Source organism: Clostridium sp. K04 (assembly GCF_019734375.1).
Taxonomy (GTDB): Bacteria; Bacillota; Clostridia; order Clostridiales; family Clostridiaceae; genus Clostridium; species Clostridium saudiense.
Genome location: NZ_JAASHD010000021.1, coordinates 51,489 through 68,230 on the forward strand (window position 1 = coordinate 51,489; position 16,742 = coordinate 68,230).

At 32.7% G+C, this 16,742-nt stretch carries 11 protein-coding genes, 1 tRNA gene and 2 rRNA genes; 3 read left to right on the forward strand and 11 right to left on the reverse strand.

What is annotated here, in order from left to right; all coding sequences use genetic code 11:
- Positions 1-96 precede the first annotated feature (96 nt).
- Complete coding sequence (locus tag HCG70_RS10245) at positions 97-1,215, forward strand: glycosyltransferase family 1 protein (protein WP_221697709.1); 1,119 nt, start codon at positions 97-99, stop codon at positions 1,213-1,215.
- A 51-nt stretch (positions 1,216-1,266) separates the two neighbouring features.
- Here the strand turns inward: HCG70_RS10245 and HCG70_RS10250 are convergent, their stop codons facing one another.
- The 3 genes from HCG70_RS10250 to tsaD all read right to left on the reverse strand — a co-directional run bounded on the left by HCG70_RS10250 (position 1,267) and on the right by tsaD (position 4,815).
- Entirely contained in the window at positions 1,267-2,496 is a 1,230-nt protein-coding gene (locus tag HCG70_RS10250; RefSeq protein ID WP_042399420.1) for a S1C family serine protease, read from the reverse strand.
- A 174-nt stretch (positions 2,497-2,670) separates the two neighbouring features.
- The gene (locus HCG70_RS10255) at positions 2,671-3,699 is read right to left on the reverse strand and encodes an alpha/beta fold hydrolase (protein ID WP_221697710.1); all 1,029 of its coding nucleotides are present in this window, start codon (positions 3,697-3,699) and stop codon (positions 2,671-2,673) included.
- 105 nt (positions 3,700-3,804) lie between these two features.
- Positions 3,805-4,815: a tRNA (adenosine(37)-N6)-threonylcarbamoyltransferase complex transferase subunit TsaD gene (gene tsaD, locus HCG70_RS10260; RefSeq protein WP_042402646.1), complete on the reverse strand. Its 1,011-nt coding sequence runs from the start codon at positions 4,813-4,815 to the stop codon at positions 3,805-3,807.
- Between the two features lie 315 nt (positions 4,816-5,130).
- Here tsaD and HCG70_RS10265 point away from each other — a divergent pair, with 315 nt between their 5' ends.
- Together HCG70_RS10265 and HCG70_RS10270 are read left to right on the forward strand one after the other, a co-directional pair.
- A complete protein-coding gene (locus tag HCG70_RS10265; RefSeq protein ID WP_042402643.1) occupies positions 5,131-5,778 on the forward strand; it encodes a RusA family crossover junction endodeoxyribonuclease in 648 nt (215 codons plus the stop codon).
- A gap of 16 nt (positions 5,779-5,794) precedes the next feature.
- On the forward strand, positions 5,795-6,361 hold the full coding sequence (locus HCG70_RS10270) for a GDSL-type esterase/lipase family protein (RefSeq protein WP_042402640.1): 567 nt from the start codon (positions 5,795-5,797) through the stop codon (positions 6,359-6,361).
- A gap of 173 nt (positions 6,362-6,534) precedes the next feature.
- Here the strand turns inward: HCG70_RS10270 and HCG70_RS10275 are convergent, their stop codons facing one another.
- From HCG70_RS10275 to HCG70_RS10310, 8 genes are all read right to left on the reverse strand, one after another.
- Complete coding sequence (locus HCG70_RS10275; protein ID WP_154821125.1) at positions 6,535-7,485, reverse strand: NAD(P)/FAD-dependent oxidoreductase; 951 nt, start codon at positions 7,483-7,485, stop codon at positions 6,535-6,537.
- Complete coding sequence (locus HCG70_RS10280) at positions 7,478-8,836, reverse strand: TldD/PmbA family protein (RefSeq protein WP_055277308.1); 1,359 nt, start codon at positions 8,834-8,836, stop codon at positions 7,478-7,480. Before HCG70_RS10280 ends, HCG70_RS10275 begins: the two co-directional genes overlap by 8 nt.
- Before the next feature lie 11 nt (positions 8,837-8,847).
- On the reverse strand, positions 8,848-10,227 hold the full coding sequence (locus HCG70_RS10285) for a TldD/PmbA family protein (RefSeq protein ID WP_042402630.1): 1,380 nt from the start codon (positions 10,225-10,227) through the stop codon (positions 8,848-8,850).
- A 104-nt stretch (positions 10,228-10,331) separates the two neighbouring features.
- Positions 10,332-11,780, reverse strand: coding sequence for a TrkH family potassium uptake protein (locus HCG70_RS10290; protein ID WP_042402626.1), 1,449 nt, complete (start codon positions 11,778-11,780; stop codon positions 10,332-10,334).
- Positions 11,780-13,144, reverse strand: a complete 1,365-nt coding sequence (gene trkA / locus HCG70_RS10295) for a Trk system potassium transporter TrkA (protein ID WP_042402623.1) — start codon at positions 13,142-13,144, stop codon at positions 11,780-11,782. The genes HCG70_RS10290 and trkA overlap by 1 nt, the downstream gene beginning before the upstream one ends.
- A 124-nt stretch (positions 13,145-13,268) precedes the next feature.
- Positions 13,269-13,343 (reverse strand) — tRNA-Asn (locus HCG70_RS10300).
- A 54-nt stretch (positions 13,344-13,397) separates the two neighbouring features.
- A 23S ribosomal RNA gene (locus HCG70_RS10305) occupies positions 13,398-16,301 on the reverse strand.
- Positions 16,302-16,680: 379 nt separating this feature from the next.
- Positions 16,681-16,742, reverse strand: a 16S ribosomal RNA gene (locus HCG70_RS10310); the annotation flags it as partial.

Genomic DNA, 16,742 nt, shown 5'->3' on the forward strand with positions numbered 1-16,742 from the left:
TATATGAAATTTTATATTTCATTGTGTTTACTATCACATAAATTACTTTAATTTAATATTTATAATATTATAGGTTTTTTTAGGAGGCGTTATGCTTTGAAATTATCAATAGATGCTAGAGGGATTAATTTATATAAAGGTTCTGGTATAGGTACTTACACAGAAAATCTTCTCAGAGAGCTTCTTAATATAGATCAAAAAAATACTTATTCTATTTTTTGGGCTGGTGAAAATTATGGAGAGTTTAAAAGGGATAATTCAAAAATAATTTTTACTTCAAAAAAGCATGGAACATTTTATGAAGATTATTACTATCCAAGTTATATTGAAGAAAATAGTATAGATTTACATCATATACCCCAAAACGGAATTGGATTAAATACATCATATACTTCACCTGTAATAGTTACAATACATGATTTAATCCCTTATATATTACCTGAAACTGTTGGTAGAGGATACTTAGAAAGATTTCTTAGGGATATGCCCCTAATAATTAATAATTCTAAAGCAATCTTAACTGTATCCGAATATTCAAAAAAAGATATCTTAAAATTCTTTCCTTCAGTTAATGAGGATAAAATATTTGTTACTCCTTTAGCAGCAAATTCAACTTATAAACCTTTAGATAAACAAGTTTGTATTGATTATATAAAAAATAAATATCATATTTCTTCACCTTTTTTATTATATATAGGTGGTTTTAGTACTAGAAAAAATGTCAAAGAACTTATATTATCATTTAACAGCATATATAAATCTCTAAATAAAGATTATAAACTTGTATTATGTGGGTCTGTCCGTGATGAAGGTACTAAACTACAAGATTTATGTAAAGAACTTTACATTGATGACAAAGTAATATTTACTGGATTTGTAGTCGATGATGACTTACCTTACTTTTATAATGCATGCGAGTTATTTATTTATCCTTCACTTTATGAAGGCTTCGGCCTTCCACCACTTGAAGCAATGAGCTGTGGTACTCCTGTTATAACATCCAATTTAACATCAATACCAGAAGTTACTTCTGATGCTGCAATCTTAATTAATCCAAATAATAAAGATGAACTAGCTTCTTCAATGCTTCAATTATTAAATTCTTATGATTCATTAATTGAATATGGTGAAAAAGGTTATAAAAACAGCTTAAACTTCACTTGGAAAAACACTGCTATTTCTACATTAAAAGCTTATGAAAGCATTTTAAAGTAAAATAAATAGACCATGTAGTCTTATTAAGCCACATGGTCTATTTATTCATAATTAATTTGTTGTTGATTCTGAAGATGATGTTGATGATGTTGATGTTAATGTTATAGTAGTATTTTTAGTTTTACCATCTCTAATAAATTCAATATTAATAGTATCTCCTTCTTCTTTAGAGTTTTTAATTTCTTGTAACTCTTCGAATGTCTTTATTCTAGTTCCATCTGCTTTAACTATTAAATCACCACTCTTTAATCCTGCTTTTTCAGCTGGTGAATATTCGTTAACTTCTACAACATATAAACCTTCTTCTAAATTTAATTGTTTAGCTAAAGGTTCATCAACTACCCTAATTGAAACACCTAAATTTAATATTGGTTTAGATAATGAATCTATTTTATCTTTAACATCATTAATTGGAATTGCAAATCCAATACCTTCTGCTCCATCACTAGCTTTTAATGTATTAATTCCAATAACTTCGCCTTTAGTGTTTATTAATGGTCCACCACTATTACCTGAATTAATAGCTGTATCTGTTTGAATTAAGTTACTGCTAACACCTGATTCAGTTTCAACACTTCTATTTAATGCACTTATTATTCCTTTTGTTAATGTTGATGATAATTCTTTTGATAGTGGATTACCAATTGCTAATACTTCTTCACCTGGTTGTAATGCATCTGAATCTCCTAATTCTACTACTCCAGGAACTTCTATATCATCATTAATTTTTATCATAGCTACGTCTTGATCAGCATCATAATTTACTACTGAAGCAGTAACTTCCCTACCATCACTTAATGTTACTGTAACTTCTTTTGCTCCATCAATTACATGATAGTTTGTTAAAATATACCCATCTTCATTAATTATAAATCCTGATCCCATACCCTCAGTTTCTTGTTGAAACCAACCATTAACACTTTGAATTGATTTTGTTGATACCATAACAACTGCAGGTGCTACTTTCTTATATATATCTGCTGCTGATAATGCTGTATTATCTGTTGCAAATGATACTGGATCTGTCACCACACTATTATTTGATTTAGTACTATTATTGCCTTTATCTGCTATAACGTAAGTAATTCCTGAACCAACTACTCCTCCAAATAAAGAACAAATAAGAGCTATTGCAATATATTTAGCAAATCCGTTTCCATTTCCTCTCTTTTTTTTACTATTCTTTTTTTTATGTTGTTCTTCAAAGTTGTTTTTTACTTCTCCTTCCTCAACTATATGTGCTTCACTATATGCAGCGTCATAAATATTCTCATTATCCATATATACTAACTCCTTTAATTTATATTTAATTTATTTTTCATTTATTTGATACTTATAATATAACCACTGTATGTGTCAAATATATGACAAATAGTAAATATTATATTACTTAATAAATTAAGTTACTTTTAGAAAAAAAATAAAGCCGATAAAAATCGGCTTTAGTTTTTAGCTTTATTTTTTATTATTTGCTTTATTTGCTGTTTCAATTTCTTGTAGTTTTTTAACTGTTTGTCTTATAGCCAACAAAACATTATCTTTATCATTTAATGGTAAATAGTCTTTTTCACAGCTAGTTACATGTACATCAGTTAATTCTTCACTTCCTAAGATCTTTAGTGGATCATTTTCATCTCTAGTCAATAAATAATATGGCATATCAGAAAATACTCCATCAACTTGACTATGGCTTGTACCATTTAATATATTTTTAAGCTCATTATAAACCGCAGTGGTATACTTTGATTTAGTTCTTAAAGTTAAAAATTCATCTTTATTCTTATCTAAAAGTCCTGATTCATAATCCTCTAAATTAATATCTAAATTTAATTTATCTAATAACATTGTAAGTCCACATTTTGAACCTATCTTTTCAATACTTCTTCGTATTTTAGTTAATATCTGACTTTGTTTATACTCTTTCGTTTGAATAACCTCTTCATTAATAGGATCAATCATTATTGCCGCTGCAACCGAATCTTTAAATTGCTCTGCAAAACTTGTTAATACCAAAGAGCCATACCCTTCACCTACAATGATATATGGTCCAGAAAGTCCAGCTTTTCTTAATAATATCTTTAAATCTCTAGCTTGCTCTTCTGGCGTTCTTCCTGATGATGATATATCACTATATCCATATCCCTGTCTGTTATAAACAAAAGTCCTAATACTATCATTTTCTTTTAACTCTTCTACAATAGATGTCCATTCTTCTAAAGTAGTTCCAATATCACCATCAAAAATAATAGTATAGCTACCTTCCCCCTCAATTCTATAATCCATTCTTAATTCATCTACTGTAGTATAATTTACTCTTTTCTTTAATCTTTCCCCATCGATAAAGTCAACTATATTTTGAGTAACAATCCCAATAATTAAAATAGCAACTATTGTAATAACTACAATTTTAAATTTTTCTTTAGGACTCCTATGCTTTTTCATACTTACTTTACGTACCCCATTTGAATACGGTAAAAAATTCATTGCTTTCTCTCCCCATACATCCTTAACTTATATTTTTTTATAAATATATTTAAGTTTTTTAAGTATATGTATCCCTCTACAAATCGTATACTTAAATCTACATAATTACAATTTTAAATTTGGTTTAGCATTTAAATTTAAATCGCTAATTTTACCATTAATAAAATTAAAATAAGCTGCACTTCCTATCATGGCTGCATTATCTGTACATAAAATTGGAGCTGGGAATAAAACCTCTATTCCTCTCTTTGAAGCAGCATTAGTTAGTGTTTCTCTTAATGTTGAATTAGAAGCAACTCCACCAGCAATTGCAATAGTTTTTACATTTTTCTTTTTACATGTTAATAAAACATTATCCTTTAATACATCAACTACTGCTTGTTGGAATGATGCTGCAACATCAGCCTTATTAACTTCAATATTTTGCATTTTACATTTATTTAAATAATTAAGTACTGCAGATTTTACACCACTAAATGAAAAATCTAATGTTTCTTCATGGAAATTAGCCTTAGGGAATACTATCGCCTTTGGATTTCCTTCCTTTGCTAATTTATCAATTTTAGGCCCACCTGGATATCCAAGTCCTAAAGCTCTTGCAACCTTATCATATGCTTCACCTGCTGCATCATCTCTTGTTTGACCTATTACTTCATACTTTCCATAATCTTTAACATGAACTATAAAAGTATGCCCACCTGAAACTACTAAAGAAACAAAAGGTGGTTTTAAGTCTTTATGTTGTATGTAATTTGCGCAAATATGCCCTTCAATATGATTTACTCCTACTAAAGGCTTCTTGCTTGAAAATGCTAACCCCTTTGCAAATTGTAAGCCAACTAATAAGGCTCCAACTAATCCTGGTCCATATGTAACACCAATTGCATCAATTTTATCTAAAGTAATATTAGCCTCTAGTAAAGCTTCTTCAACAACTCCACTAACAGCTTCTATATGCATTCTTGAAGCAACTTCAGGAACTACTCCCCCATACTTTTCATGTGTGCTTATTTGTGAAGCAATTACATTTGACAGTACTTCCCTTCCGTTTACTACAACTGCTGCTGAAGTTTCATCACAACTTGATTCTATAGCTAAAATATATTTATCTTCCATCTATTTTTACCTCTTCTTTATTTACTGAATAATACCAATCTGTATTATATCGTAATCGTATTACATAATCAAATTATTACTTGTTAATATAAATTCTCTCATGTATAGTTGAAATATAATAAATACTTATTTGTAGATTTAATACTAATGAGTATTATATACTTTTCAAAAAAAATATTCATTATTTTTTATTTCTTTTTATGGATTTTTAAGGATTTTTTAATAATTATTTTTCATTTCAATTATCCATTAATAATTATTAACATCTTTTATATTATATACACTTTACTCTAAGAAATTTTAGGAGAACTATATATGAAACCTTATGCAAAAGTAATAGTTTTAGGGTCGCCTATTACTAAATCAAATTTCAAATTACATAATAAAGATGGTAGAGCTATTTTACCTTACAATACTGGAAAATCTCACGATAAATATGCTCTTTATGAAGAAGAAATAGCTTATTATGCAAGAAGTCAAAATCCAGAAATAATATTAGAAGAATCACTTATAGCAGTATTAAAAGTTTATTATAAAAGTGAAAAGCGTCATCCTGATACTGCAAATATAACTAAAAGTATATTTGATGGAATCGAGAAAAGTGGACTTATAGTCAATGATGCTCAAATTCGTAGAATAATAGTTGAAGAATTTTATGATAAAGAGAACCCAAGATTTGAACTAGAGCTTTTTGGTGAAAGTACATTTTCAATCTCATATTCAATTATAGAAAAAGATATATGTGATGAAAAAAGATTATATTCTTCATTAAAAAAATCAATAAAATCTACTGAAATTCCAAAGAATAAAAGCAAATTAAATAACTCATCTTCTTCAAAAGAGAAGTTATCTTCAACAAAGAAATGTTCTATTTGCAATTGTATTTTAAAAGAAAATAATTTTGTTACTGCTGATAAAGGCAAAACTCTTATTTGTAAAAATTGCTTTAATAAATTATTTTAAAGGAGGTCATTTACTTATGAAAAAATATGTATTTCTAGGAGATAGTTTAATTTATGGTTACGGAGTGAAGCCTAAAGATAATTGGGTTTATAAATTACAGACTAAATATAATTTATCTTTATATAACAAAGGTGTAAATGGCAGTACCACTACCGATATGCTTGTTAGATTTCAAAAAGATGTGCTTGATTTGAATCCTACTGATTTATTTATTATGGGCGGTACAAATGATTTACTTTCTAACAGAAGTGTCCAATCTATTGCTAATAATATTGAATTAATGATTAAGGATTCATTAAAAGAAAATATAAATGTAATTATAGGATTTCCCCCAAATATAATACCAAATTTAGCAAATAAACTTTTTATGAAATGCGATACTTATGATTACTGCCAAGATAGTTTACCACTTTTAAAAGAAGCTTTACTTAATTTATGTAATAAATACTCACTAAACTATGTTGATTTTTATTCTGCTACAATAAATGCTAGTGAACATGAAGAACTATACGTTGATGGTATTCACCTTAGTCCTAAAGGTCAAGACTTACTAGTAAAAACAGCTGAAATTAAACTTAACTAATTAAATTAATAATTTGTAAAGTAACAATAATATCAGCTTCAATCTATAATAAAATAACTATAATAAGATATCAAATTTTAAGTGACAAGTTAAGGACTAAATTCAGCTTAAGCTGAATTTAGATAAATACTTATAGAAACTCCCTAAGGAGTTTCTACCTTAACTCTTAACTATTAACTATTCAATCTCAACTCTTCTAAGTATTCTGCTGCTTGCTTTCCAACCTTTAACCCATTTTCACCACTATTTAACAATACATCTATACCCTTTTCCATAGTTCCACATACAAATATGCCTTCAACCGATGTAAGGTTGTTTTTATTTTTTATATAACTTCCATCCATCATAATGCTCATTTTCTTTATAAAGTCACTATCTGGTAAATATCCTACTGATAAAATCAATGAATCACAATCAATAGAAGTAATTTCTTCATTATAAACATTTTTAATCCTTGCTAAATTAATTCTCTCAATTCCTTCAATATCAATAACTTCACTTTGATATATTATAGGAATATTAAATCCATTAATTATATCTAGTTCATCTCTATTAAAACACTTTCTTTCTGTAACTATTCCTTTTACATTAGCACCTTCTATTACTAATCTTCTTGCCACAATAAGAGTCCATAGATCATTTCCTGAAATAATTATTTCTTTTCCTGGTAAATAACCATTATAATTAACTAATCTATGTGCAGAACCAGTAGTAAATATTCCAGTAAACTTATGAATAGGAATTAATATATTACCCGTATATTTTTCTCTACATCCAGCTGCTAATATTATTGCTTTTGCTTCTATTTCTTGAATTCCTTCTTCTGGATTTACATAAGTAATAACTTTATCTCTATTAATTTCTAAAACCCTTGTATTTAGTTTATATTTTCCTTCTAAAGCTTTATAATCCCTTATTAAAATACTTCCAAGTTCTGGACCAGTAACAGTTTTATTTAAATAATATTCACCAAATCCATTATCAATAAATAAATTTAAATTACCACCTAATACATCTTCCTTTTCTAAAATTAAAACATCCTTAATGCCAGATTTTAATGCACTTATTCCAGCAGATAATCCTGATGCACCTGCTCCAATTATAACCAAGTCATATTTATTCATTCTTTGACCCCTCTCCTGCAATGGAAAGCTCCTTTATCATAATACTTGGACTACCTACACTACTCATAGGGAACTTTAAATCATTGCCTACTTCTTCTATATCAGTTAATAAAGTAAAGAAATTTCCTGCCACTGTTATTTGTTCTACTGGATGAGTTTTAACTCCGTTTTCTATATAAAAACCTTTTGCAGCTAAAGAAAAATCTCCAGTTATAGAATTTGCACCTGAATGTAACCCTGCAAGATCTGTAATTATTAATCCTTTATCAATTTTCTTAGTCATTTCCTCTAAAGAATTAACTCCTGGTTCAATATAGAAATTTGTTGGAGATACTGATATAGGTGAAGCATATGATGCTTTAAATCCATTACCAGTTGATTTTACCCCAGCTTTATTAGCAGTCTTTAAGTTATGAAGTAAAGTGTTTAACTTTCCATCTTGTATTAAGTAAGTTTTTACTGTAGCTACACCTTCATCATCAAATGCAACTGATGCTAAACCATCTTTTAAATGTGGATCATCAACTAAATTGACTATATCAGAAGCTATTATTTCTCCTTCTTTTCCTTTTAAAAGACTTAACCCTTTTTGAACTGCATCCCCACTAAATATTCCTGCAAATGTTGATAAAAGTGATACCATTGCTTCATTATTTATAATAACTTTGTAATTGCCTGCTGGAATTGAAGTTGCACCAATCTTACTTAATGCTTCATCAACCCCCATTTTTGCTATTTTGGCAGGATCAATTTCATCTAATGATTTAGCAACAACATATCCACAGCCATCATACATATTTTCTCCATCTTTTACTATTGGAACAACATAAGCTGTTAATAAATTTGATTTATTTTTTAGATTTAATCCTTTAGAATTAATTATTCCATACTTTCCTGAACTATATGATATTGCACATCCACTAAAGCTTTCAACTTTATCACAATACTTCTTAGCTTCCTTTTCCATATTGATTGCAATATTAATCAATTTATCTGGTGCTAAATTTTCTAAAGCTTCATAATAAGTACTAATTTCCTTATACTCTTTATCACCTTCATATATAAATTGAATATCATTATTTTCAATTGCTGAAACATTTTCCTTTGCTTTTTTTACAAGCATATCTATAGCATCTTCATCTAATATCTCAGTATATGAATACCCAATTCTATCACCTAATTTACCTCTAAATGATAATCCTGCTGAATTGTTTAAATTATACTTTTCTACTTCCTCTTTATAAACACTGATTCCTAAACTTTCTCTATCCACGTAATATACTTCATATTCAGAAAATCCAGCTTCACTAGCTTTCTTAAATAAACTATCAACAAATAATTCTAATTCCATAATCTCCCCTCCTATCTTCCACCTACTGTTATTTCTTTTACTCTAATCATTGGCTGACCAACATTAACTGCTATACTTCCAGATGAAGATCCACACATTCCTTGTCCTTTGGCCATATTATTACCAACCATATCTATATCCATTAAAATATCACTACCCTTACCAATTAAGCTAGCTCCTCTAACAGGCTCCTGAATAACACCATTTTTAACCAAATATCCTTCTGAAACTGCAAAGTTAAATTCACCAGTAACTGGATTAACTGAACCTCCACCCATTTTCTTAGCATATAATCCGTCGCTTATAGACTTAATTATATCTTCTGGATTATCATCTCCATTTGCAATATAAGTATTAGTCATTCTTGATGTAGGTGCATATTTATAACTTTGTCTTCTTCCACTTCCTGTCGGTGCCATTCCCATTCTACGTCCATTTAATTTATCAATCATATAAGATTTTAAAATTCCATTTTCAATAAGAATATTTTTTTGAGTCTTATTACCTTCATCATCTATATTTAAAGATCCCCATGCATTTGGAATAGTTCCATCATCTATTGCAGTTACCTTTGTAGACGCTATTTGCTTTCCTAACATTCCTGTAAATACAGAATTTCCTTTTGCTACAGATGTAGCTTCTAGTGAATGTCCACAAGCCTCATGGAAAATAACTCCTCCAAATCCATTATCTATTGCAACTGTCATTCTACCTGCAGGACAATTTTTAGCATATAACATAGTATATGCTTGCTTAGCTGCTTCTCTTCCATAGTACTCTGGGTCTACTTCATTAAACATTTCAAATCCCATATGTCTTCCCGGCCCTTCAAAACCAGTTTGATTTTCCCCATTAGCAGATGCTATAGCGTTTACAGTTAGTCTTGTTCTTGTTCTCTTATCCTCTGTATATAATCCTTCTGTATTAGCAATTAATATATGTTGCTCTTTATCAGCATAACCTACTCCAACTTGAACTATTTCACTATGATAATTCTTAGCAGCATCATATGCTATCTTCATTACGCCAATTTTCTTATTAAGTTCTATTGATGATGGAGTTATAATTATAGGATTTAAATTTATATTTTCTCTTTCATTAAGAACTATCATCTTTTCTTCTTTTAATTCACCTAATGCCATTGCAGCCTTTTGAGCAACATTTAAAAGTGAAGTTAAACTATTGTTATTTGTATATGCATATACACTTTTTAAGCCCTTAAATATTCTAATTCCAATTCCATAAGCTCTTCCTCCTATAGAATTTTCAACCTTTCCATTTAATATACTAATTGAATTATCTAAACTATCTTCTTCAAATATTTCAGCAAAATCCCCACCAGTTATTAAACATCTTCCAAGCACCTTTTGTGCAACTTCGCGAGATAACATAAAACATTCCTCCCTTTCGATATTATTAATTATATACTTTATATATTATTATTAAAATGCCTCTGGGGTCAATCCATTTTTTGGATTGACCCCAGAGGCAAATATTAGTATCTTTTTTTCCAAAGTGAAGGGCTAAATAATATAAGCATAGGATATATCTCAAGCCTTCCAGCAAGCATACAAAATGATAATACTATCTTACTTAAATCTGAAAAAGCTGCATAGTTTCCTGTAGGACCTACCATTTCAAGTCCTGGCCCTATATTACTTAAAGTCGCTATTACAGATGTCACTGTAGTAGTAACATCAAAGTTATCAAAAGAAATTATAAATATAGCTATAAGTGCAATAACTATATACGCGAATATAAATATAAATACCCCTGATATAGTTTCTTCTTCAACTACATTTCCGTCTATCTTTACACTTTTAACTCTTCTTGGATGTAATATCTTATCAATTTCTCTTCTTATAGCTTTAATAATTATTACTATTCTTACAGTTTTAATTCCTCCACCTGTAGACCCAGCCATTGCTCCCATAAACATTAGCATTACCAAAATCATTTTACTAAGAGTTGGCCATAAATTAAAGTCTGCTGTTGCATACCCTGTTGTTGTTACTACAGATGCTACTTGGAATGCTGAATCTCTTATTGATCTAGTTACATCCCCATTATTAAAAGGTATTATGTTAACTGCTATAATAGCAATTGCTCCAAAAACAGCAATTAAATACCACTTTAATTCTTCACTCTTGAAGAATGCTTTAAAATTCCCTCTGATTAATTGGAAATATAAAACAAAATTCACACCAAATAAAAGCATAAATATTGTTATAATCCAATCTACTGTTGGATTATTAAATGCAGCAACGCTTGCATTCATATTAGAAAAACCACCTGTTCCAGCTGTACCTAAAGCATGTATAATTGCATCATACCATGACATACCTGCAAATTTTAAAAATATAGTTTCTATAACTGTTAATACAAAGTAAATAGCATATAATATTTTTGCAGTTTGCTTAATTTTAGGTACTATTTTACCTGGAGTAGGTCCTGGACTCTCTGCCTTTAATAAATGTATCGTATTTCCACCAAAAGATGGCATTAAAGCTAATATAAATATAAGGAATCCCATTCCTCCAACCCAGTGAGTAAAACTTCTCCAAAACAATATTCCTTTTGGTAAAGATTGAATCTCTGTTAATATAGATGCTCCTGTTGTTGTGAATCCAGATGATGTTTCAAAAAATGCATCTATAAATGATGGAATAGCACCATTAAATACAAAAGGTAATGCTCCAAAGAATGAAATTACTATCCATGCTAATCCAACTGTTAAAAATCCTTCTTTAGCATATATCTCTTTTTTCTTCCCTTTTACTCTTGTAAGAATTATTGATATAGGAAGCATTATTAATATTGTATACAAAAAAGCACTAGCATCCCCTTGCCCATAAAAAAGTGCTACAGCAAACGGTATTAATAATAATAACAGTTCATATTTTATTACATGTCCTAATATATTTAATATAGCAGGAAAATTCATTATTTATTCCCCCTCACTACTATATCATTAATATCAACAAGTTTATCTCTTTTAGTTATTATTATTACTCTATCTCCAAGTTCAATTTTATCATCACCAGATGGAATGATTATCTTATCATTTCTAACTATAGTAGCAATAATTATATCATTAATTATATTTATATCTTTTAATTTTCTATTTAAGAATTTTACATCTTCTCTAACTAAAAACTCAATGGCCTCAGCTTGCTCATCAAATATCTTATAAATATTTTCTATGCAGCATTTCTTTTTATTCTTTAAGAAACGTATATATTTTAATATTTTATTTGCAGTTATAGCTTTAGGACTTATTATAGTATCTATTCCTACATTTTTAGCTATTACATTGTAATTAAATCTAGTAACTTTAGTTATGACATTTTTCACATTATTATTAATTGCAAATAAAGATGTTAATACATTTTCTTCATCTCTACCTGTTAAAGCAATAAAAGCATCTGCTTCTTGTAGATTTTCTGATAATAATAATTCATGATCAGTACCATCTCCATTTATAACAATTGCTTCTGGTAAAGTTTCATTTAATTCAATACATTTATCTAAATCTAATTCAATTATTTTAGAAGTTACTCGTAAACTATCTATTATATTTACTAGATAATGTGTAATTCTTCCTCCACCTATTATTAGTGGATTTTTTATTCTATCTTGGAATTTACCTAATCTTTTGAAAAAGACTTCAATTTTTTTATGTTCACCTATTACATATAACTTATCATTCTTATGTAAAACAAAATCACCACTTGGTATATGTATTTCTCCATCTCTTTCTATACCAGAAATTAATATAGAATCCTTTAAATATTTTATATCTTGTATGGCCTCACCATCTAATCCATCGCCTTCAAGTATTGTAAATCCTACTAAATCAACTTTCCCTTTTGCAAATGTATCTACACTTCTAACAGATGGGAATTTTATTAATTTTGCTATTTCTAAAGCAGCCTCTTTTTCTGGATTTATTACTAAATCAATTCCTAGTTCGTCTTTAAGCATTAATATCTCTTCAGAATACTGTGGTGCTCTTACTCTTGCTATAGTATATTTAGCACCTAATTTTTTAGCAGCTAACGAACAAAGCATATTTACTTCATCACTACCAGTAACTGATATAACTAAATCTGCTTTACTTATACCAGCTTCATGAAGTATTTTTAAACTTGTTCCATTTCCCTTTATACCCATTATATCTAATTTTTCAATTATAGAATTTAGTGCATCAATATTATTATCAATTACAGTTATATTATCCTCCTCTTTAGAAAGAAATTTAGCTAAGGTGTATCCAACCTTACCTGCTCCAATAATTATAACATCCATGTTTTTTTACCCCTTATTAATATTAAATTAATTCTTCTTTATTTTACTCAATTATATGATAAATTTAGATATCTTTCATCTGCTTGTATAAAAAAATAAAGCTAGAATTGCTTCTAGCTTTATCTGGCTCCGCGAAGAGGACTCGAACCTCCAACCTGTCGGTTAACAGCCGAATGCTCCACCATTGAGCTATCGCGGATTATTCTAAGAGAATTTATTCTCTGAAAATTGCATATGAATTATTTTTTATATTTTGGTCAAGCCCTCGACCTATTAGTATCAGTCAGCTAAATACGTTACCGCACTTACACCTCTGACCTATCAACCTTGTGTTCTTCAAGGGGTCTTACTAGCTTATGCTATGGGAAATCTCATCTTGAGGGAGGCTTCACGCTTAGATGCTTTCAGCGTTTATCCCTTCCCGACTTAGCTACCCAGCCATGCTCCTGGCGGAACAACTGGTGCACCAGAGGTCAGTCCATCCCGGTCCTCTCGTACTAAGGACAGCTCCTCTCAAATTTCCTACGCCCGCGACGGATAGGGACCGAACTGTCTCACGACGTTCTGAACCCAGCTCGCGTGCCGCTTTAATGGGCGAACAGCCCAACCCTTGGGACCTACTACAGCCCCAGGATGCGACGAGCCGACATCGAGGTGCCAAACCTCCCCGTCGATGTGGACTCTTGGGGGAGATCAGCCTGTTATCCCCGAGGTAGCTTTTATCCGTTGAGCGATGGCCCTCCCACGAGGTACCACCGGATCACTAAGCCCGACTTTCGTCCCTGCTCGACTTGTATGTCTCGCAGTCAGGCTCCCTTCTGCCTTTGCACTCTACGAACGATTTCCGACCGTTCTGAGGGAACCTTTGGGCGCCTCCGTTACTTTTTAGGAGGCGACCGCCCCAGTCAAACTGCCCACCTAACAATGTCCAGTCACCAGATTCATGGCGTCCTGTTAGAACCCCAGTACTGTCAGGGTGGTATCCCAAGGTTGACTCCACTAAGGCTGACGCCCTAGTTTCCCAGTCTCCCACCTATCCTGTACAGACAATACCGGAATTCAATGCTAAGCTACAGTAAAGCTCTACGGGGTCTTTCCGTCCAATCGCGGGTAGCGAGCATCTTCACTCGCACTACAACTTCGCCGGATTTGCAGTTGAGACAGTGCCCAAGTCATTACGCCATTCGTGCGGGTCAGAACTTACCTGACAAGGAATTTCGCTACCTTAGGACCGTTATAGTTACGGCCGCCGTTTACTGGGGCTTAAGTTCACACCTTCGCTTGCGCTAAGTGTTCCCCTTAACCTTCCAGCACCGGGCAGGCGTCAGCCCCTATACATCAGCTTACGCTTTAGCAGAGACCTGTGTTTTTGCTAAACAGTTGCTTGGGCCTATTCTCTGCGGCCTGCTCTCGCAGGCACCCCTTCTCGCGAACTTACGGGGTCAATTTGCCTAGTTCCTTAACTGCAATTCTTCCGCCGGCCTTAGGATTCTCTCCTCATCTACCTGTGTCGGTTTGCGGTACGGGCACTACTTCTCTCTCTAGATGCTTTTCTTGGAAGCATGGAATCATGTACTTCGGCCTATATGGCCTTCCCCATCACGCCTCAGAATTGTTACAGCGGATTTGCCTACCGTAACTCCCTAAACGCTTAGACTAGCATTTCCAATCGCTAGCACACACTATCCTTCTCCGTCACACCCTCGATAATAACGATGGTAGTGGTATCGGAATATCAACCGATTGTCCATCGCCTACGCCTTTCGGCCTCGGCTTAGGTCCCGACTAACCCTCAGCGGACGAGCCTTCCTGAGGAAACCTTAGATATTCGGCCTGTAGGATTCTCACCTACATCTCGCTACTAATGCCAACATTCTCACTCGTAATCAGTCCACCGCTCCTTACGGTACGACTTCAGCCCGATTACGACGCTCCCCTACCGCTTGCTTACGCAAGCCCGTAGCTTCGGTGGTAAGTTTGAGCCCCGGACATTTTCGGCGCAGGATCTCTCGACTAGTGAGCTATTACGCACTCTTTAAATGAGTGGCTGCTTCTAAGCCAACATCCTAGTTGTCTTAGAAATCCCACATCCTTTTCCACTTAACTTACACTTTGGGACCTTAGCTGACGATCTGGGCTGTTTCCCTTTTGACCACGGATCTTATCATTCGTAGTCTGACTGCCGGACTAAATGTATATGGCATTCGGAGTTTGATAAGGTTCGGTAAGCGATATGCCCCCTAGCCCATTCAGTGCTCTACCTCCACTACACATATCCGACGCTAGCCCTAAAGCTATTTCGGGGAGAACCAGCTATCTCCGAGTTCGATTGGAATTTCTCCGCTATCCACAGCTCATCCCATGCTTTTTCAACAGCAACGTGGTTCGGTCCTCCACGAAGTTTTACCCTCGCTTCAACCTGGCCATGGATAGGTCACCCGGTTTCGGGTCTACGGCATGCAACTAGTCGCCCTATTAAGACTCGGTTTCCCTTCGGCTCCGTACCTTAAGTACTTAACCTTGCTACATACCGTAACTCGTTGGCTCGTTCTACAAAAAGCACGTCATCACCCTCATATGGGGCTTTGACCGGTTGTAGGCACACGGTTTCAGGTTCTATTTCACTCCCCTCCCGGGGTTCTTTTCACCTTTCCCTCACGGTACTGCTTCACTATCGGTCATCAGGTAGTATTTAGCCTTGGGAGGTGGTCCTCCCTGCTTCCCACAAGGTTTCACGTGTCTCGTGGTACTCTGGATCAGAGCTTGATTATCTTAACTTTCACCTACAGGACTATTACCTCCTACGGTCCAACTTTCCAGTTGTGTTCGGTTAGTTACGACTTCTCGTTAATGCTCTGTCCGCAACCCCAAAGATAAATCTTTGGTTTGGGCTCTTTCCCTTTCGCTCGCCGCTACTTAGGAAATCGATTTTTCTTTCTCTTCCTCTAGGTACTTAGATGTTTCAGTTCCCTAGGTTTACCCTCGTATAGCTATGTATTCACTATACGATACATGGGGTTTCCCATGTGTGTTCCCACATTCGGAAATCTCCGGATCACTGGCTATGTGCGCCTACCCGAAGCTTATCGCAGCTTATCACGTCCTTCATCGGCTCCTGATGCCAAGGCATTCACCATGCGCCCTTTGTAGCTTGACCTTTGTTCGTTCATTATGTCTTATTACTTCGTCGACTTCGAAATCTACTCGTTCACGTATCTAAGGTACTGTTCACTACGTATATTTCTCGTTTCCTTGTACTAAGTCATACTAAACTTCACAATAATCTTCTTTTTCAAAGTTTTGCATTTAATATCACAAAGAATATTTCTTGGCTTACTTCTCAATATGTTTGAAGTTATATATTAATTCATGTGCAATTTTCAAAGAACAATTTTTAGAAGCATTACCAAACATTATGTAAAGTAATTTTTCTAAAAAAATGAGAAACATGGTTTCTCAAAATTGAACAGACTAGTTAAACCAGTTATCTTTTAAGATTTACGAAACAAACATCTTGTTGTTTCATTTCTCCATAGAAAGGAGGTGATCCAGCCGCAGGTTCTCCTACGGCTACCTTGTTACGACTTCACCCCAATCG